Raw genomic sequence first — 18030 nt, 5'->3', positions numbered from 1 at the left:
TCAAACAATGTGACTGTGGTGCTCCCAGCCAAAGAAATAAACTTAAAAAAGCAGGCTGGAGTGATGATTATCGTGCACAAGTGTTCTTTGGATAGATATCAACCAAAGTATGCTCGCGCCCTGCTTCAAGGGGTAAGCCAAAGTAGCAAAGACATTTAGCTTGAACGAAGAGAAAGCAGCGTCATTTAGGCGCAGTCGGTAACAAGCCCTTATAGGGCAAGAGCAAACCACCCGCTATGCGGGTGGTTATGATTTTCATGTAATCGAATTCAGGTGTGCCTATTTCAGGTTTATTATTAAACAACAGAGCTATTGCTTTTAATATTTCCTGATAATCCTGCTCTGTTTTGATAGGTTTAATCTTTATTGTTCACTCCAGAAGATACTGTATGGCTTTAAATATAAGAGTGTGATTCTTTTCACGCTTTGTATTCGAATAGCACAAAACTAAGAAATATTCCTAGAGAGATTAAGACCATAGCTCAAGCCAATTTTTTTCTAGTTCCTTAAACTGCCCAGCAATAACAATACTTATGAAAATTTTCGCTTTCTTGCGATTCGCCTTTTTTATTTCCACCTGCATCAAAAAAGGTTCTTCTTCTCTTGGTTATCTAGGGATTTCACATGATTAAAATTCTCGAACAAATTCGTAAGCCAACACTGGATATTCCAGTGGAAGCACGGCGTAAAATGTGGTTCAAACCTTTTATGCAGTCGTACTTGGTGGTTTTTATCGGCTATATGGCCATGTATCTGGTACGTAAAAACTTTAACATTGCCCAAAATGACATGATATCGACTTATGGTTTGTCGATGACGCAATTGGGCTTGATAGGATTAGGCTTCTCTATCACTTATGGGATAGGTAAGACGGTTGTTGCTTATTATGCGGATGGTAAAAATACCAAGCAGTTCTTGCCATTTATGCTGATCCTATCTGGCCTTGCCATGCTGGGTTTCAGTATGAGCATGGGCGGTTCTGGCATCAGCATTTTCCTGATGGTGGCGTTTTATGCCTTGAGTGGTTTTTTCCAAAGTATCGGTGGGCCTGCCAGCTATTCCACCATTACGAAATGGACGCCCCGCAATAAGCGCGGAACTTACCTTGGCTTGTGGAATATGTCACATAACGTAGGCGGTGCGGGGGCGGCTGGGGTTGCGCTCTTTGGTGCCAACTATTTCTTTAATGGTCATGTGATAGGGATGTTTATTTTCCCGTCTATTATTGCACTGATCATTGGTTTTATTGGATTGCGTTATGGCAGTGATTCTCCAGAAAGCTATGGTTTGGGTAAGGTAGAAGAGCTATTTGGTGAAACGGTTAGCGAAGAAGATGCCGCAGCAGAAGAAAACCAGATGTCTAAACGCGAGATCTTTGTCGAATATGTCTTAAAGAACAAAGTCATTTGGTTACTCTGTTTTGCCAATATTTTCCTCTATATCGTGCGTATTGGTATCGACCAATGGTCAACGGTGTATGCGTATCAGGAACTGGGGCAATCAAAAGAGACCGCCATCACCGGTTTCACTATGTTTGAAATCGGCGCGCTGGTCGGCACGTTAATGTGGGGATATCTGTCCGATTTGGCAAATGGCCGCCGTGCTCTGGTTGCCTGTATCTCGTTAGGCTTGATTATTGTCTGTCTTGAATTCTATCAACATGCAACCAGTGAGTTCATGTATTTGGGTTCCCTATTCGTACTGGGCTTTCTGGTATTTGGCCCCCAATTGTTGATCGGTGTGGCCGCCGTGGGGTTTGTCCCGAAAAAAGCTATCAGTGTTGCCGATGGTGTTAAAGGCACTTTTGCTTACTTAATTGGTGACAGCTTCGCCAAACTGGGTTTGGGTATGATTGCTGATGGTGTGCCTGTCTTTGGTTTGACCGGTTGGAAAGGGACGTTTGTAGCCCTTGATGTTTCTGCTTTCATCTGTCTCAGCTTGCTTGTTTTTGTCGCGATTGCAGAAGAGAGAAAAATCCGAAACAGTAAGAAAATGCAATAATTCATCCTGAAAAAATGTCCCGAGGCTGCTGTAGAAATACAGCCGCCTCTTCTTATGACCTTTTTCGAACATGCCATCTATTGCGAAGCGATATCAAGAAGGGTAGTTTAGTCTGATTTCTTAATTCGATAATAAATAGCGATGATTAAAGTAGCATTAGTTGATGATCATGTTGTGGTGCGTTCGGGGTTCGCTCAATTACTGAATCTGGAACCTGATATTGAAGTTGTGGGCGAATTCAGCTCATGTGCCGAAGCCCGGCAAGGGTTGCCGGGTTTGGGAGCCGCAGTCTGTATTCTTGATATTTCGATGAAAGATGAAAGCGGGCTTTCACTGTTGCAAGATCTCCCTTCGGGTATCACGTGTATTATGTTGAGTGTTCATGATTCTGCCACGATGGTGGAAAATGCCTTGAAAGAGGGCGCACGCGGTTATCTCAGCAAACGTTGTAGCCCAGATGAATTACTTCAGGCAGTACGTACCACGGCAAATAATGGTTGTTATCTTACACCGGATATTGTGCTTAAATTGACCTCATCAAAAAACAATTCAACTTCATTGGATCATTTGACCAAGCGGGAGCGGCAAGTGGGTGAAATGCTGGCGTGTGGCATGGATGTCAAGGCGGTGGCGGCTGAACTGGGGTTGAGTCATAAAACAGTGCATGTCCATCGCGCTAATGCGATGAGTAAATTAGGGGTAACGAATAACGTTGGTTTGGCTCATTATTTCGCCACTAGTGATTTTTAATGCATCGATATTTGATTAACTCGTTCTGCGGTGGGTTATTGTTTTCTTGTTGGTGGTTTTGCTTATGGGTTATCGCCTACTATTTTGTCAATGACTCCGAACTGGCGATTCTGTTTTTTCCTTTTGCCTTGCGTCTTGGCATTGTACTGCATATTCCCCAACGTTATTGGCCGACGGTTTACGGTGCGGAATGGGCGCTCACCATCTGTTTGGTACTGTTAATGGGGCAGCTACAATGGCTTACCGTATTAACCGCCAGCGTGGCCAGCTTTCCGGTTGTCTGGTTTGCCAGCCGTTATTATGGTGGGAGTCAATGGCAGCGGTTCGCGGTCATGGTCAGTGTCATTCTGGCAACTTCTTTCATTAATGTCGTGGCGATAAGTGATCATAGCCCTGTGTTGATGATTGCATTTTTGGTGAGTTTAACCGGTGGTGTCATGCTGGTTCCTTTGTGTTATTTAGTGTGGCACTATCTGTTTCAGAACACCTGGCTGCCTTTGACCGCAAATCTTGTCTCACATCGGGTGCATTTCCGCCTGCGTCATATTATTTTGTACGTCTTACTGTTTGTATTGAATATTTTCCTGCAAGTGGGTCTTCCGAATGAACTGCGCTACTTTGCGCCATTTTGTTTAGCCATTCCCATTATCTTGCTGGCCTTTCGTTATGGTTGGCAGGGGGCGGTACTGGGGACTTTATTGAACAGTATTGCATTGATTGCTGCCCGCAGTGGTGTCTCGAATATGGAGATCACGGATCTATTGCTATCGCTTTTGGTCCAAACGTTAACTGGAATTATGTTGGGAATGGCGGTTCAGCGTCAGCGTGATCTTAATGCGCAATTACAGCGACAATTGCATTGTAACCACAGTTTATCCCGTCAATTGGTTAAAGCAGAAGAATCGGTAAGGCGGGAAATTGCCCGTGAACTGCACGATGAAATTGGACAAAATATTACCGCTATTCGTACCCAAGCCAGTATTATCCAGCGTGTTGAAGTTGCACCAATGAGTTTTAATTGTGCCAAGACGATCGAATCATTATCTCTCAATGTTTATGATACGACTAAAGGTCTGCTGAGTCGGTTGCGTCCTAAAATTCTTGATGATCTTGGCCTGAAAGAAGCGATTGAACAATTATTGCGGGATATGGAATTTGAATCCCACGGCATCTTGGTGCAAATCCACTGGATAACCGGCTCGTCCGGGGCCGTTGAACAATTGAGTGATACAACCCAAATCACATTATATCGCCTCTGTCAGGAAGCATTGAATAATGCCCTGAAATATTCTCAGGCGGATCGTATCGAGCTGTATTTTTCCGTCAAGGACAGGATTCAATTACAGATCAAGGATAATGGCATTGGCTGTAAAGCTGAGGATCATATGAAAGGATTTGGTTTGCGTGGTATGCGGGAACGTGTGCAGGCTTTGGGGGGAACCTTCTCAATTCACAGTGAAAAACGACAGGATGACCTGACCTATTCAGGGACAGATTTGTCAATCGTTCTGCCTAAACTTTAAGACACAACCATGACCGATTTTTCTCAATCCAAGCCAGCGTATCAACGTCATTTGTCTGATGAAGACATCCGGGAACAATATCGTTACTGGCGTTTGCATATCATGCTGAGTCTTTATATCGGATATGCGCTGTTTTATTTTACCCGCAAAAGTTTTAATTATGCGATGCCTGCCATGATAGCCGATCTCGGTCTCAATAAAGGTGACATTGGTCTGATTGGCACGCTGTTTTACATCACTTATGGGTGTTCCAAATTTCTCTCCGGTATTATCTCTGACCGTTCCAATCCACGTTATTTTATGGGGATAGGCTTAATTGCCACCGGCTTTATCAATATCTTTTTTGGCCTGTCCAGTTCTATTGTTATGTTTACCTTTCTTTGGGTATTAAATGCGTGGTTTCAGGGATGGGGTTCACCGTCATGCGCTAAACTGCTCACTAGCTGGTATTCACGTTCAGAGCGTGGATTTTGGTGGTCGCTATGGAATACCTCACATCATGTAGGCAGTGCCTTGGTGGCATTGTTCGTCAGTTTTTTGACCTTGCACTTTAGCTGGCGGGAAGGATTTATTGTGCCGGGTTGTCTGGCAATTCTGGCTGGTCTATTTTTATGTTGGCGATTACGTGATAAGCCTGCCACCATGGGGTTACCCACCATCGGTCAATTTCGCCATGATCGGCTGGAAAAGAGACATGAAAATCAAGGGCAAGGGCTAACAACCAGAGAAATCCTGAAAACCTATGTTTTTTGCAATAAATATATCTGGCTGCTGTCGTTCAGTTATGTGCTGGTCTATATCGTTAGAACAGTGATTAACGATTGGGGAAATCTTTATCTGACAGAATATCATCATTATGATTTGGTGAGCGCAAACACGGTATTATCACTGTTTGAAGTCGGCGGGTTTATCGGATCACTGGTCGCAGGTTGGGGGTCTGACAAAATATTTGCTGGCAATCGCGGGCCGATGAACCTGATATTCGCCATGGGAATTTTCTTATCCGTAGCGGCCTTATGGTTAATGCCGATGACGGGTTTGATTTTTCAAGCAATAGGCTTTTTTACCATTGGGTTTTTCGTTTTCGGCCCCCAATTATTGATTGGGATGGCTGCGGCAGAATGTTCACATAAAGATTCTGCGGGAGCAGCCACAGGGTTTGTGGGTCTCTTTGCTTATACGGGCGCGGCACTTGCCGGTTATCCTTTTGCGGTTATTTTAGAACATTACCATTGGACGGGACTGTTTATTACCATTTCTGTCTGTGCCGTCATGATAGGTTTATTGTTACTGCCATTTCTGCAAGCTCAATTTCCCAGAAAGCAAATGCAAGATGAATAACCTATATTTCTATTACCTGCCATAATTTCCTCCTGTTTCACAGAAATATTTCAGGCCAGTAAAAAATATCAGGAAATGATATACCTATTGCACCACTCTTCTTTGGTTAATTCCCAAATCTCACAATTAAATTTTCCTGATACATATTCTTTTTCTTCTACTACTTTTATTAGTCTTGCCCCCTGTGCCAATGAGATTTTTTTCGAGCCTTGATTGATACTGGCTTTTTGTGTTCTGAGAACGGATTGCCCCAAGACGTGAAACCAATAATCAGTGACTTTTTCACAGGCTTCGCGTATCAATCCTTGACCCTGATGTTCCGGGGACAGCCAGAAACCTCTATTATTATCTTGCTTATCATATAACCCGATCACTCCAATTAACTCATCAGGCTGGTTTTTTGTTCTAATAGACCATAACCAGGCTTTGCCTGACTGTATGGCCGGTAAAGCAATTTTATTGACAAAATATTCGGCACCATCGTCGGGATAGGGCCAGGGAACTGCGTTGCGATCCAAATACTTAACAATACTCCAGTGGGGAAATTTTTGCTGAATTTGAGTCGCATCGCCGTAAGCGAGTTTTTTCAATAGCAGCCGTTGGGTCTCAAGATCATCGAATGGTATTTCGCTCCACCTTGTGAATAAAATGTGACTTAATGATGATAAAAAACAATAGGCCTAGCGTTAAAAAGAATCAATTCAAATTTTTCACTTTGGCAAAATAATCAGGAGCAAGGTTTGGATTTTAAGAATATGGAAAAACATGGGTAGCAAAAACATGGTATAGTACGCCCCCTGATTTTTTTCTACCCAGCGGAATGTTATGTCTTATCAATGTCCTTTATGCCACTCTCCATTATTGTTTGCTCATCATCAATGGCGCTGCGAAAACAACCACCAGTTTGATTGCGCGAAAGAAGGGTACGTCAATTTGCTGCCCGTTCAATATAAGCGTTCAAAAGAGCCGGGGGATAGTGTGGAGATGATGCAGGCGAGAAGGGCGTTTTTGCATTCCGGCCATTATCGGGCGCTACAGCAAAAATCAATCGAGTTGTTGAACGAATATTTACCAGAAGGCGCTGAAACGTTGCTGGATATTGGTTGCGGTGAGGGTTATTACACTGCGGCGGTTCAGGAACAGTTAAATCTTCACCGGGATTTGGTGGTGTATGGATTGGATGTAGCGAAAGTCGCCATCCGTTATGGCGCCAAGCGCTATCCTGAGGTTAATTTTTGCGTAGCATCCAGCCACCGGTTGCCATTTGCTGATCATTCACTGGCGGGTATTTTGCGTATTTATGCCCCCTGTAAGGCAGCAGAATTGGCTCGGGTGGTGAAAACCGGGGGGATTGTTCTGACCGTGACACCAGGCCCACGTCATTTATATCAATTGAAAGAATTGATTTATCAGGAAGTGCATTTGCATCCTGAAAACCATGAACAGTGGGAAGGATTTGACTTGGTTTCGACGCACACGCTGGCCTATCCCATGTTATTGAAGGGTGAACAAGCCCATAATTTATTGCAGATGACCCCTTTTGCCTGGCGGGCATCGGAAAACATTAAAACCCATTTAATATCGAAAGAGCGATTTGATTGTGAAGCAGATTTCACATTGAAAGTCTATCGGCGTATTTGATAGATCTGTCGTTTTTGAAGTTGCAGTTTTATGGGCTGCCCCGTCACTTAAAATTTATTGGGTAATGGGTATCAGAAGATCTGGAGTAAATATAGGGTTATTTACTCCAGAGAACAGATTATTCTGCATACATGAATAATTGAAGATGCTCGAATAAGATATTAAAGCCTATGGCAATTAATACCAAGCCACCCACAAATTCAGCCCGTTTACCCAACAGAGGGCCAATATAACGGCCGATTAACATTCCCAGAGTTGCCATAATCATGGTGATAAGACCGATTGTCATGGCGGTGTGCAGAATATCAACTTGTAAAAAGGCCAGGCCGACACCAATGGCCATCGCATCCAGGCTGGTTGCAATGGCAGTGAGAATTAATGTCACTGAGCTATGACGCTGAGGTATGGTTTTACCGGCAGTTTCAGGCTTATTTTTGAAGCTCTCGATTATCATTCGGCAGCCAAGAATGAACAGCAGTGAAAAGGCGACCCAATGATCCCACTCCATAATATATTGGCTGGCATACAGCCCCAATGCCCAACCGATTAAAGGGGTACAGGCTTCAACCAGCCCAAAGATAATACCGGTACGGATGGCTTCGCGAAAATGGGGGCGGTGTAGGGAGGCACCTTTTCCGACAGCAGCGGCAAAAGCATCCATGGAAAGTGCTAGTGCGAGAATGAGTGTTGCGTAGTAATTCATCAGAATGGCCTCGGTTGGGTGATTCCATATACACACAACTCACCCCCAACCTGTGGTGCAGTTATGTGTCTATGGTCTTGCCAACCAACTCGAAGCCGCTATTTTATTCGGCTCTTTAGGCATTCGTACCACGTTTTGTTTCAAACGAGCATGTTGATACGAATTTTCCAGAAACTGTCTGGAACAGGCTACTCCCCAATGACTGGAGGGGACAATATCATATTCAGAGTAAAAGGCAAAAAATATTTCCTTTATTTTTAACACCATAGTTGATAATGGTTATTATTATCTTTTTCCTTGGTGAAAAATAAGACCAATAATTCCTATTGGTCTTATTTAATCTATAGGAGTTTAAGGTAAGTGATATTATTTGTTATCCATAAGAAATTGATAAATTTTTTCTAAATCATCCAGTTTAGTGACGGAAATGTATATTTTGTTATGTTCTAAGTCCATCATGAGAATACCATCTTCAGATAAATTCATTGCCTTAATACTGCCATAAGGGAAAAAACGATAGGCATAATAAAACCCCTGTTTTTTAAAAAGCAACTTTGGTGAACGAAGATAACCCAGATACAACGTCACTAAGATGATAAATGATAATAAATAGGTAGTGAACGGACTGCCATGTGATATGACATTGTTGTAAATAATGATTCCAATTAAAACGATAAAGATCAAGGCGTCAATTCGCTGTTTTCTTTTTAGTTTTATACTTAACCGTGTCTTACCTTTGAGCTGATTGATAATAAATTCATCATAAATCGCAAAAGCGAGCATTAACATAATCAAAACTATCAAGATGATATTATTCAAGCTCATTTTATCCCCTGACTTGATAACGATTTAATCATTAATGAATGGGGAGGAATTTTTCCTCCCCCATGTTTTTAGCTTAATGGTTTTTAACTAATGATTTTGGGCTAACAAGGTCAGTTGGGCATCCCCAGGAAACCAAAATAGTAACCTGCGATGCCTATAACAAAGAAACCGACAATGATCCACAGCGGATTAACTTTCTTGCGTAATAACCACATACAACCAAATGTGAGCAGTAATGGGGCAATACCCGGCAGTAATTGATCAAGGACGCTTTGAACCGTCGTGATCTTAATGACGCCCGTTGTGGGATCAGGGACTTGAGATATCACCAGCGGGATATTGACTTTAGTCCAGCTATTAACCAATGCCCCCATAACGAACAGACCCAGAATTGAAGCCCCTTCGGTCATCTTTTGCAGGAATCCGCCCCCCATATCTTTGACGATATCCATTCCTTTTTTATAACCATAAGCGACACCGTAGTAGCGGGTCATCAAACGTACCAGGTTAAACAAAAAGAAGAATAGAAGTGGCCCCAACAAGCTGCCACCCATCGCAATGCCTGCCCCCAGTGCGGCGAAAACCGGACGCACAGTCCCCCAGAAAATGGGATCACCCACACCCGCCAAGGGTCCCATCAAGCCGACTTTAATCCCGTTGATGGCACCATCATCAATATCGGCACCATTCGCCCGCTGTTCTTCCATCGCCAGAGTGACACCAAGGATGGGGGCTGCAACATAGGGGTGAGTATTGAAAAATTCCAGATGGCGTTTTATGGCCTGCTTCCGCTCTTCTGTATTTTCGGGATACAGGCGGCGAATGGCGGGCACCATCGAGAAGCAAAATCCTAATGCCTGCATCCGTTCAAAGTTCCATGAGCCCTGAAATAGATTAGAGCGGAGGAAAACGCCACGGATATCACTTTGTGTCAGTTTTTTCTGACTCATATTTGTTGTCTCGGACATGTTGTTCATCCTCTTAATCTAATTCGTTATCAAGGTCATTCGGGGTATTACCGGCAGGCGCTACTGCCTGTGATTGATTGTATTTAGGACTGAGCTGGATATACAGGATCGCCATAACCGCACCGACGACACCCAGTATAACAAGGTTTTGGATATAGACAGCGGCCACGAAACCCAGATAGAAGAATGGCATCAGGTAACCCGCACGCATCATGTTAATGACCATGGCATAACCCACAACGACAATCATTCCGCCTGCGATATTAAGGCCCGTGGTAACAACTTCAGGGATAGCACTCAGCATGCCCTGAACTTCAGAAGTGCCAACCGACAGGGCGACCACTAATGCAGGCAGGGCAATACGCATTGCCTGAAGAATTAAGGCTGAAATGTGAAGGGCGGTGATTGCACGAAGGTTACCATTCTCTGCCGCTCTGTCTGCGGCGTGCTGGAAGCCGACAGTCAGGGTACGGACGATGATGGTCAGAACCTGACCCGCCGCCGCCAGTGGAATTGCCAGTGCAATGCCAGCGCCGACATCCTGCCCACCTGCGATAACCAGAATGGTTGAAATGATGGAAGCCAAAGCGGCATCAGGGGCGACTGCCGCACCAATATTCATCCAGCCGAGCGCAATCATTTCCAGTGTACCGCCAATGATAATGCCGGTTTTCATATCGCCAAGCACTAAGCCGACTAAGGTACAGGCCACTAACGGGCGGTGGAATTGAAATTCATCAAGAATGGATTCCATGCCTGCGATACAGGCAACGATGAATATCAACACAAGTTGAACAACGGTAATTTCCATTGTTTTTCTCCTATAACCAAATGTAATTTGGTAAGAATTTTGTTATTGAGTAAAGGTGAATAAAATGACATCTGTTTTCGTTTTTTAAACTTTTTTGAGCAGATCCATCATATTTAAGCGAGTATCACTGGAAACTTTGCGGGCTTCCAGCTCTATGCCAAGGGAATTCAGCTTTTCGAAGGCGTCAATATCCGTATTATCAACAGAGATCGCGTTGTTGATCTGGGTTTTTCCCTGACGGAAAGCCATACCACCGATATTGATAGATTCGAGAGTGACTCCCCCTTCTACAATACGCAGGACATCCGTTGGATTGGTGAATAACAGCATGACGCGCTCACCGGCATATTTAGGGTTGTTGTAAACACGAACACATTTGGCAACATCTACAACGTGTGCGCTGACACCAGGAGGGGCAACCTGTTTTAACAACGTAGAACGCACGGTATCTTGAGCGACTTCATCACTGACAACAATGATACGCTTAACGTTGGTTTCTTTCGTCCAACGAGTGGCAACCTGACCATGAATAAGGCGATCGTCAATACGTGCGAGAGCGATCTTCATATGGCCGCCGGGTGCTGAAACCGCTGTTACGGCGGGTGCTGCTGGTTTGACAGGTTCAGGTTTTACGGGTTCTTCAGTTTGTTCTGTTTTCAGGGCGCGGATGCCTTCTCTCCCTGTCTCTAAGGCAACTGCAACCAGCTCTTCCATTGAAGGATCATCGTCACGGCACATGAAGGCTTCAACCAGCATCGGGACGTTTACTCCTGTGATTATTTCGTAGTTGTCTTTATCAATGACAATACGGTTCGCAGCATTGAATGGGCTGCCACCCCAAGTATCGACAAAAAACAAAACCCCTTGCTCGGTATCAAGCGACGCCAGTTTTTTGTTGTACTTGTCGAATAACGTATCAGCATTTTCACCGGGTACGAAGTCGATATAAGAGACGTTTTCCTGTTCTCCAATCAACATCTCTGCGGTATGCAGCAATTGCTCTGCCGCCGCCCCATGTGTGCCAATCATAATGGCTATACTCACTTGTTTTCCCCTTTCTGTAACAATAACAATTGAATTCAGGTTTACTGTAATCTCACAGCCAATATTTCTAATGTATTGAACCTCCTAGCAACAAGCAGGATAGTTACGAACATAAAACCTTATCGAGAATTTCTCTCAATATTTCATTTCTCATGGTTTTATATTTCGTTACATAAGAAAATATGTCGTTAGATTATCATTTGCAGCCTTTGAGAAAATTGCTATCAGTCAGAAAAATTAAGATGGGCTGTTTTGACAGGTTAAAACGTGTTTTTATTCCAGTGAAACGTATTTTGTAATATTTTATTTTGTAATTTTGATATTTAATGGTGTTTTAAACTGTTTCCGGTAACATTTTATTAATCTTTACATAAAAAAATCGTGATGTTTTTGCCGTGAAATGTAAAATAATATGCTTTGGTGATCCGTTTCAGCCAAAAAAATATCCCTACTAACTAGCAGGGATATTATTTCAAATAGAATTTAAGTGTTGTGAAAAACAGGTGACAATATCACTTATCGCAGGAAGAGCGATTAATGCCTTGCATTAGTCACATTGAACTTTTATCGCCAAACCACCGCGTGAAGTTTCACGGTATTTTGCGTTCATATCTTTGCCAGTTTCGTACATTGTTTCGATCACTTTATCGAGCGAAACACGTGGTTCGCTGGTACGACGAAGTGCCATGCGAGCGGCATTGATTGCTTTAACTGAAGCAATGGCGTTACGCTCAATACAGGGAACCTGCACTTGTCCTGCAACCGGGTCACAAGTCAGGCCGAGATTATGTTCCATGCCAATTTCTGCGGCGATGCAAACCTGCTCAGGGCTTGCACCAAGTAATTCAGCAATACCTGCGGCTGCCATCGAACAGGCAACGCCCACTTCGCCCTGACAGCCGACTTCAGCACCAGAAATAGAGGCGTTCATTTTATACAGGATGCCGACCGCACCAGAAGCCAGAAAATAGCGGATGTACAGTTCTGGTGTTACGGGTTCGATGCAGTGATTGTAATAGGCCAGAACGGCTGGCACGATACCACATGCGCCATTGGTTGGGGCTGTAACAACCCGGCCACCTGCGGCATTTTCTTCATTGACGGCCAAAGCGAACATATTGATTAAATCAACAACATTCATGGGGTCATTGGATAGATTGTTAGATGATGTCAGCATCCGGTGCAATGCTGCGGCACGACGAGGGACACGCAACGGTCCGGGCAATACACCTTCTGTGTTCAGGCCACGCTCGATACAGGCTTGCATTGTTGCCCATACATCTGCGAAGTACTCAGCAATTTCTTCTTTGCTGTGTAAATCCAATTCGTTTTTCATCATCAAGCCAGAAACGGACAAACCTGTTTTATTGCAGTTCATCAGCAGTTCTGCGGCAGAACTATATGGGTAAGAAACGGGTTTGGTATCTTGAGATGGTTTGCCGAAATGTTCTTCATCAACAATAAAACCACCACCGATAGAGTAGTAGGTTTTGCTGTAGACTTTTTCGTCACCGGCGAACGCATGAATTTGCATGCCGTTTTCGTGCAGTGACAGATTATCGCTGCGGAAGTTCATACCTCCATCGCGAGGAAAATCGACTTCATGTAAACCATTTGCCAGCGGCAAACGTTGAGTTTGCTCAACATCACGTATAAAACCTGGAATTGAATCAATATCAACAGTGGCTGGCATGTTACCTGCCAATCCCATGATGATAGCGATATCCGTATGGTGACCTTTCCCGGTTAATGAAAGTGAGCCGTATACATCAACAGCTACACGCGTGATAGAGGACATTACTCCCTGGTTTACAAGATCATCGACAAATTGTTTGCCTGCTTTCATAGGACCAACAGTATGAGAGCTGGATGGGCCAATACCCACCTTAAACATGTCGAAAACGCTAATCACGCCAGACTCCTTTAAGAAGAAAGAGATATAGTTATTTATAATAAAGCGCGCTACTTTACTGTTATTTAGTAGTGTTGATAAAGGAGTTTACAGTTTTTTTTTAATTATAATAGCAATTGATATGATTATGGATAAGTAATGCACAGTTTTGTGGTGTTTTGTGCTCAATTCAGCATGATTTTTGCACTTGTTGTGCCAACCGATAAATAATGGCAGCAGTCAATCCCCAGATCATTTGCCCCTGATACCAATAAAAATAGATTCGGTGTTGTTGGTTGCGGCGTTTTATGTCCAGATACCGGTAGTGGGGCAGGGAAAGTGCATCAAACAGTGGAACTTCAAAAATTTTTGCCACTTCTGTTGGATTGGTTCGAAAAGAGACCGGAGTGGAGACTAGCCCGATGACCGGAGTCACACGATAACCCCCAATGCTGTCCAAAGGCGCCAACTGCCCCAGGATCTGAACTTTATCTTGTGGAAGATGAACTTCTTCTTCTGCTTCACGCAAGGCCGTGGCAATAAGGGAAGGATCCCCGGGGTCGGCGGCTCCGCCCGGAAAAGCCACCTGACCCGCATGGGAGCGGAGGCTTTGGGAGCGCAGAGTGAATAAAAGCGTAGGTTCTGGCTTACATATAATCGGGAGCAACACTGCGGCATTTCGTTGATTACCCGCTAAATGCGGCGGTTGAGAAGGAAGTTGCAATTGAAACCGATGAATGAAGTCAGAAAGCGATGTCATGGTGTGTGAAGTTTCCCCAATTGAGGCAAGATGCGCCCGAGTTTATCAAATGTTTCCTGATATTCTTTTTCAGCAATGCTATCTGCGACGATACCACCGCCAGCCCAACAGTAAATTTTTCCTTTTTCTGTCAGTAAAGTACGAATGGTGATGTTGCTGTCCATAGTACCGCAGAAACTAATATAGCCAATAGCACCACAATATCCATGTCTACGGTGTGGCTCCAGCTCTTCAATGATTTCCATGGCGCGAATTTTCGGCGCTCCGGTAATAGAGCCACCGGGAAAACAGGCTCGAAGCAGATCGGTGGCCTGGTATTCATCCGGCAAAGTTGCGGTAATGGTACTGACCAGATGGTGCACGGCAGGAAAGGGTTCGACGACAAATAATTCAGGAACTTTGACCGAACCGGGAGTGGCAACCCGCCCGATGTCATTTCTCAATAGATCGACAATCATCAGGTTTTCAGCGCGGTCTTTCCGTGAACTTGCTAATTTTTCAGCCTGTAATTGATCTTCTGCGGGATTTTGTCGTCGTGGTAATGTTCCCTTGATTGGGCGAGTCTGGATTTTTTTGTCTTCCAGCAGAATAAAACGTTCAGGTGAAACGCTGATAATGCAGTGTTCGGGTAGGCGAATAAAAGCAGAAAAGGGCGCCCGGTTACTTTCATTGAGTTGAGTGAATGCTTGCCATTCATCTCCCTGATAATTGGCATGAAAACGCTGTGATAAATTGACTTGATAGCAATCACCGTCCCGTAGATAACGATGGATCTGGGCGATTTTTTCGTTGTATTGCTGTTCTGTCATATTGGAGTGCCAGTGGCTCGTCAGGGAGAAATGGGTTTCCTTCGCTTCCCTCTGCGATTCTAACCATGCCAACCGTTCATCAACATCGTGATAGCTCACTAAGGTCGCTTTTTGTTGCTGATGGTCAATAATTAATCCCCAATCGTAGATCCCAATCGCCATATCGGGGAAATCCAGCTCATTGGCAGCGATGGCGGGCAATTTTTCAATCTGTCGTCCAAGGTCATACCCCCAGATACCTAATGCGCCTCCCTGAAAAGGAAGATCAGGATCGAATCGAGGTGCGATATGACAGGCATTAAGGTGCTGTTTTAACAACAAGAAAGGGTCTTCCTGAGAAAGGGAATCCGCGCCATCATGATGAATTTTTGTCGATCCTCCGTGAGTCACAAAGGTTGTCACAGGCTCGGCAACGAGAATATCAAATCGATTATGTGGATGTTCGGCGGCTCCTGAATGTAACAACATTGCCCAGGGAGATGCAGAAACAGGCGCAAAATAGTGGGTGGCAAGATCAGGAGAATAAGGTAATTGTCGTTTTTGTAGTGCAATCTTCATGATTAAATCAGTGTCGGCGTTTAGCAATTCATGATATACCCGTTTTTCACGTTGCCGCTTTGTTGGCGACATCTGGCAATCCATTGGGTATAAATAATGTATTAACCTGCGGAGATTATCACAGAATCTTATTCCTGACTTGGGATAAAAAAATTATCATCCCCGGTCGCCATTAATTGTTATGTTTGAGGTTATAACCATGTTTTCAGGTATGCCAGCATTATCCCATGAAGAACAGCAAGTTGCGGTAGAAAAAATTCATCAGCTCATTGCAGAAGGAATGGGAAGTGGGGAAGCTATTGCCATCGTTGCTCAGGAACTGCGTGCAAAACATCAGGGTAATGAACAGATCCATGTTTTATTTGAAGATGATGAAAAATAGTCGCAACGCATTTTTAACAAAACTCACATAATTACTTTCTACTCCATGTTAATTTATCGCCACGTTTAATCCATATAATTTGGATGGTAATAGGAGTAATAATGAAAGCAAATCAGTTTATTCAGCGTATTGGACTATTGAGTGCAGGGGGGCTGCTTGCTGTTTCATTGACTGCGACAGCCGCTGACAATGAGCGCGTAGCAAAGTTTATTTCTTGTAAAAATCTTACCAAAGATCAAGTTGCGGCACAGGTTAAGCAAGATTTTTTACAAAACCGCATTAATCACTGGGATGAGGACAGGAAACAACTGGGAACTTCAAAACTGATTGCATGGGTAAATGTCAACGATATGACGGGTGATGAAAACGCATTGCAGGTTCCACTGATTGTCCGAGGCTCAAAAAAGGATAAAAGTTACAATGTCACCATTGATTGCCAAAAGGAGACAATCAGTTATAGTGCAGTAAAGTAAACAGTTTGTCATGCTATCTTTAAATTAAATATGGGCGGGATACTGGGGAAGTATCCCGTTTTGTTTACACAGAGAGAGGGCTTTATGACGGAACAACGGAAATTATATCCCGCTTATGATGCTTACCAAACCGGGTATTTAGATACCGGAGATGGGCATCAGGTTTATTGGGAATTATGTGGCAATCCGAAAGGTAAGCCTGCGGTATTCATTCATGGTGGTCCGGGTGGTGGCATTGCAAACTACCATCGTCAGTTATTTGACCCTGAACGTTATCATATTATGTTGTTTGATCAGCGTGGTTGTGGGCGTTCCAAACCCCATGCCAGCTTAGAGAATAATACAACCTGGCATTTGATAGCAGATATTGAACGACTGCGTAATTTGATGGGAGCTGAGAAGTGGTTGGTCTTTGGGGGGTCTTGGGGGTCAACGCTATCTTTGGCTTATGCACAGAAACATCCGTATCATGTATCTGAATTGGTGCTAAGGGGAATTTTCCTGCTCCGCCCACAAGAGTTGCATTGGTATTATCAGGACGGCGCTTCTCGTTTTTTCCCTGAAAAATGGGAACGTACATTATCTATCTTATCTGAAGAAGAGCGCGGAGATGTGATCGCAGCCTATAACAAACGGCTGACGAGTGATAATTTGCAAGTGCAATTGGAAGCAGCACGTTTATGGAGCCTCTGGGAAGGTGAAACGGTGACTTTACTGCCTTCAGCGAATTCAGATTCATTTTCAGAAGAGCAATTTGCTTTGGCATTTGCACGGATTGAAAATCATTACTTCATCAATAACGGCTTTATGGATGAAACCCAACAGTTGTTGGATCATGTTGATGCGATCAGGCATATTCCCGCCGTCATTATACATGGACGCTATGACATGGCATGTCAAATCCAGAATGCGTGGGATCTGGCAAAAGCATGGCCGGAAGCGGAACTGTGCATCGTAGAAGGTGCTGGTCACTCTTTTGATGAAGCGGGCATTTTACACCAGTTAATCAAAGCAACGGATAAGTTTGCCGGAAAATAGTCGGGATAACCACCCATCCAGTGGTGGTTATCTTTTTTTGCTGCTCTCCTCAACGACTCCTGGGCTCGTAAGGCAGACGTGACAGAAAGCGCGATTGCTGGCGGTAGTGATGCAAGCGTTGTTGAAAGTATTCTCGCAGATGCGATGGTTGTGATTGCTCAACCGTATCAGCAATGACAGGCATGTTATAGCGTTCTTTAAAAGCAACACCGGATGCGGCTAAATCAACATTGATCCTATCCATCTCATCTTTAGATAACTTGGCTAAATTATGCTCCATTATGGCCTCTCTGGAAATGTATTTCTTGGGAAGAAAACTAATCGACTCTTTTTTGTTTATCAAGTGGTTTAAAGGGTTTAAAAAAACATCGGCTAAATATAAATAATATCAATTCTCATTTTTATTAAATTATTTATTTTTTATAAGGAATCTTCGGAGTTTCAGTGTGTCACTATTATGAAAACTTATTTAAATAAAATTGATTCTTGTTTCTTTATATTTAATGAGATTT

Annotated in this window: 18 protein-coding genes and 1 riboswitch; of the genes, 8 read left to right on the top strand and 10 right to left on the bottom strand. The window is 43.7% G+C overall.

Annotation, left to right across the window (positions count from 1 at the left end; genetic code table 11):
* Positions 1-624: 624 nt before the first annotated feature.
* The 4 genes from uhpT to uhpC all read left to right on the top strand — a co-directional run bounded on the left by uhpT (position 625) and on the right by uhpC (position 5615).
* Positions 625-2001 carry a hexose-6-phosphate:phosphate antiporter gene (gene uhpT, locus Xbed_RS06385; protein WP_086112085.1) on the top strand — a complete coding sequence of 459 codons (1377 nt, stop codon included), beginning with the start codon at positions 625-627 and terminating at the stop codon, positions 1999-2001.
* A 141-nt stretch (positions 2002-2142) separates the two neighbouring features.
* Complete coding sequence (uhpA, locus tag Xbed_RS06380) at positions 2143-2751, top strand: response regulator transcription factor UhpA (RefSeq protein ID WP_086112084.1); 609 nt, start codon at positions 2143-2145, stop codon at positions 2749-2751.
* Entirely contained in the window at positions 2751-4274 is a 1524-nt protein-coding gene (gene uhpB / locus Xbed_RS06375; protein WP_086112083.1) for a signal transduction histidine-protein kinase/phosphatase UhpB, read from the top strand. The genes uhpA and uhpB overlap by 1 nt, the downstream gene beginning before the upstream one ends.
* Before the next feature lie 9 nt (positions 4275-4283).
* Complete coding sequence (gene uhpC / locus Xbed_RS06370; RefSeq protein ID WP_086112082.1) at positions 4284-5615, top strand: MFS transporter; 1332 nt, start codon at positions 4284-4286, stop codon at positions 5613-5615.
* Positions 5616-5683: 68 nt separating this feature from the next.
* Here the strand turns inward: uhpC and Xbed_RS06365 are convergent, their stop codons facing one another.
* Entirely contained in the window at positions 5684-6205 is a 522-nt protein-coding gene (locus Xbed_RS06365; protein ID WP_244182416.1) for a GNAT family N-acetyltransferase, read from the bottom strand.
* Positions 6206-6440: 235 nt separating this feature from the next.
* Here Xbed_RS06365 and rlmA point away from each other — a divergent pair, with 235 nt between their 5' ends.
* The gene (rlmA, locus tag Xbed_RS06360; RefSeq protein WP_086112080.1) at positions 6441-7256 is read left to right on the top strand and encodes a 23S rRNA (guanine(745)-N(1))-methyltransferase; all 816 of its coding nucleotides are present in this window, start codon (positions 6441-6443) and stop codon (positions 7254-7256) included.
* 118 nt (positions 7257-7374) lie between these two features.
* On the opposite strand, the gene mntP is transcribed toward rlmA, so the two are convergent.
* The 8 genes from mntP to pabB form a co-directional block, all read right to left on the bottom strand.
* Positions 7375-7959 (bottom strand): manganese efflux pump MntP, encoded by a 585-nt coding sequence (gene mntP, locus Xbed_RS06355; RefSeq protein ID WP_139837461.1) that lies wholly within the window; start codon positions 7957-7959, stop codon positions 7375-7377.
* 6 nt (positions 7960-7965) lie between these two features.
* Positions 7966-8168: riboswitch (yybP-ykoY riboswitch) on the bottom strand.
* 157 nt (positions 8169-8325) lie between these two features.
* A complete protein-coding gene (locus Xbed_RS06350; RefSeq protein ID WP_086112078.1) occupies positions 8326-8784 on the bottom strand; it encodes a DUF986 family protein in 459 nt (152 codons plus the stop codon).
* Positions 8785-8894: 110 nt separating this feature from the next.
* Positions 8895-9752, bottom strand: a complete 858-nt coding sequence (locus Xbed_RS06345) for a PTS mannose transporter subunit IID (RefSeq protein WP_167371878.1) — start codon at positions 9750-9752, stop codon at positions 8895-8897.
* A gap of 13 nt (positions 9753-9765) precedes the next feature.
* The gene (locus tag Xbed_RS06340) at positions 9766-10563 is read right to left on the bottom strand and encodes a PTS mannose/fructose/sorbose transporter subunit IIC (protein ID WP_086112076.1); all 798 of its coding nucleotides are present in this window, start codon (positions 10561-10563) and stop codon (positions 9766-9768) included.
* A gap of 84 nt (positions 10564-10647) precedes the next feature.
* The gene (gene manX, locus Xbed_RS06335; RefSeq protein WP_086112075.1) at positions 10648-11607 is read right to left on the bottom strand and encodes a PTS mannose transporter subunit IIAB; all 960 of its coding nucleotides are present in this window, start codon (positions 11605-11607) and stop codon (positions 10648-10650) included.
* 547 nt (positions 11608-12154) lie between these two features.
* Positions 12155-13519: an L-serine ammonia-lyase gene (locus Xbed_RS06330; RefSeq protein ID WP_086112074.1), complete on the bottom strand. Its 1365-nt coding sequence runs from the start codon at positions 13517-13519 to the stop codon at positions 12155-12157.
* Positions 13520-13688: 169 nt separating this feature from the next.
* Complete coding sequence (locus tag Xbed_RS06325) at positions 13689-14258, bottom strand: CoA pyrophosphatase (RefSeq protein ID WP_086112073.1); 570 nt, start codon at positions 14256-14258, stop codon at positions 13689-13691.
* Positions 14255-15625, bottom strand: coding sequence for an aminodeoxychorismate synthase component 1 (gene pabB, locus Xbed_RS06320; RefSeq protein WP_086112089.1), 1371 nt, complete (start codon positions 15623-15625; stop codon positions 14255-14257). Before pabB ends, Xbed_RS06325 begins: the two co-directional genes overlap by 4 nt.
* Before the next feature lie 199 nt (positions 15626-15824).
* On the opposite strand from pabB, the gene Xbed_RS06315 reads away from it, so the two are divergent.
* From Xbed_RS06315 to pip, 3 genes are all read left to right on the top strand, one after another.
* Positions 15825-16007, top strand: a complete 183-nt coding sequence (locus Xbed_RS06315) for a YoaH family protein (protein ID WP_086112072.1) — start codon at positions 15825-15827, stop codon at positions 16005-16007.
* Between the two features lie 101 nt (positions 16008-16108).
* Positions 16109-16480 carry a protein YebF gene (gene yebF / locus Xbed_RS06310; RefSeq protein ID WP_086112071.1) on the top strand — a complete coding sequence of 124 codons (372 nt, stop codon included), beginning with the start codon at positions 16109-16111 and terminating at the stop codon, positions 16478-16480.
* 84 nt (positions 16481-16564) lie between these two features.
* Positions 16565-17518 carry a prolyl aminopeptidase gene (gene pip / locus Xbed_RS06305; protein WP_086112070.1) on the top strand — a complete coding sequence of 318 codons (954 nt, stop codon included), beginning with the start codon at positions 16565-16567 and terminating at the stop codon, positions 17516-17518.
* A gap of 49 nt (positions 17519-17567) precedes the next feature.
* Here the strand turns inward: pip and Xbed_RS06300 are convergent, their stop codons facing one another.
* Positions 17568-17798, bottom strand: a complete 231-nt coding sequence (locus Xbed_RS06300; RefSeq protein WP_086112069.1) for a DNA polymerase III subunit theta — start codon at positions 17796-17798, stop codon at positions 17568-17570.
* Between the last annotated feature and the right edge of the window lie 232 nt (positions 17799-18030).

It is taken from the genome of Xenorhabdus beddingii (assembly GCF_002127545.1).
GTDB lineage: Bacteria > Pseudomonadota > Gammaproteobacteria > Enterobacterales > Enterobacteriaceae > Xenorhabdus > Xenorhabdus beddingii.
Note: the sequence above shows the minus strand (reverse complement) of the source record. Positions and strands in the feature narration are given on the sequence as shown.

Excerpts from the sequence above, each read along its gene's own strand:
- uhpT (WP_086112085.1), top strand. The coding sequence starts at position 625 with ATGATTAAAATTCTCGAACAAATTCGTAAGCCAACACTGGATATTCCA.
- uhpA (WP_086112084.1), top strand. The coding sequence starts at position 2,143 with ATGATTAAAGTAGCATTAGTTGATGATCATGTTGTGGTGCGTTCGGGG.
- uhpB (WP_086112083.1), top strand. The coding sequence starts at position 2,751 with ATGCATCGATATTTGATTAACTCGTTCTGCGGTGGGTTATTGTTTTCT.
- uhpC (WP_086112082.1), top strand. The coding sequence starts at position 4,284 with ATGACCGATTTTTCTCAATCCAAGCCAGCGTATCAACGTCATTTGTCT.
- rlmA (WP_086112080.1), top strand. The coding sequence starts at position 6,441 with ATGTCTTATCAATGTCCTTTATGCCACTCTCCATTATTGTTTGCTCAT.
- mntP (WP_139837461.1), bottom strand. The coding sequence starts at position 7,959 with ATGAATTACTACGCAACACTCATTCTCGCACTAGCACTTTCCATGGAT.
- Xbed_RS06350 (WP_086112078.1), bottom strand. The coding sequence starts at position 8,784 with ATGAGCTTGAATAATATCATCTTGATAGTTTTGATTATGTTAATGCTC.
- Xbed_RS06345 (WP_167371878.1), bottom strand. The coding sequence starts at position 9,752 with ATGTCCGAGACAACAAATATGAGTCAGAAAAAACTGACACAAAGTGAT.
- Xbed_RS06340 (WP_086112076.1), bottom strand. The coding sequence starts at position 10,563 with ATGGAAATTACCGTTGTTCAACTTGTGTTGATATTCATCGTTGCCTGT.
- Xbed_RS06325 (WP_086112073.1), bottom strand. The coding sequence starts at position 14,258 with ATGACATCGCTTTCTGACTTCATTCATCGGTTTCAATTGCAACTTCCT.
- pabB (WP_086112089.1), bottom strand. The coding sequence starts at position 15,625 with ATGAAGATTGCACTACAAAAACGACAATTACCTTATTCTCCTGATCTT.
- Xbed_RS06315 (WP_086112072.1), top strand. The coding sequence starts at position 15,825 with ATGTTTTCAGGTATGCCAGCATTATCCCATGAAGAACAGCAAGTTGCG.
- yebF (WP_086112071.1), top strand. The coding sequence starts at position 16,109 with ATGAAAGCAAATCAGTTTATTCAGCGTATTGGACTATTGAGTGCAGGG.
- pip (WP_086112070.1), top strand. The coding sequence starts at position 16,565 with ATGACGGAACAACGGAAATTATATCCCGCTTATGATGCTTACCAAACC.
- Xbed_RS06300 (WP_086112069.1), bottom strand. The coding sequence starts at position 17,798 with ATGGAGCATAATTTAGCCAAGTTATCTAAAGATGAGATGGATAGGATC.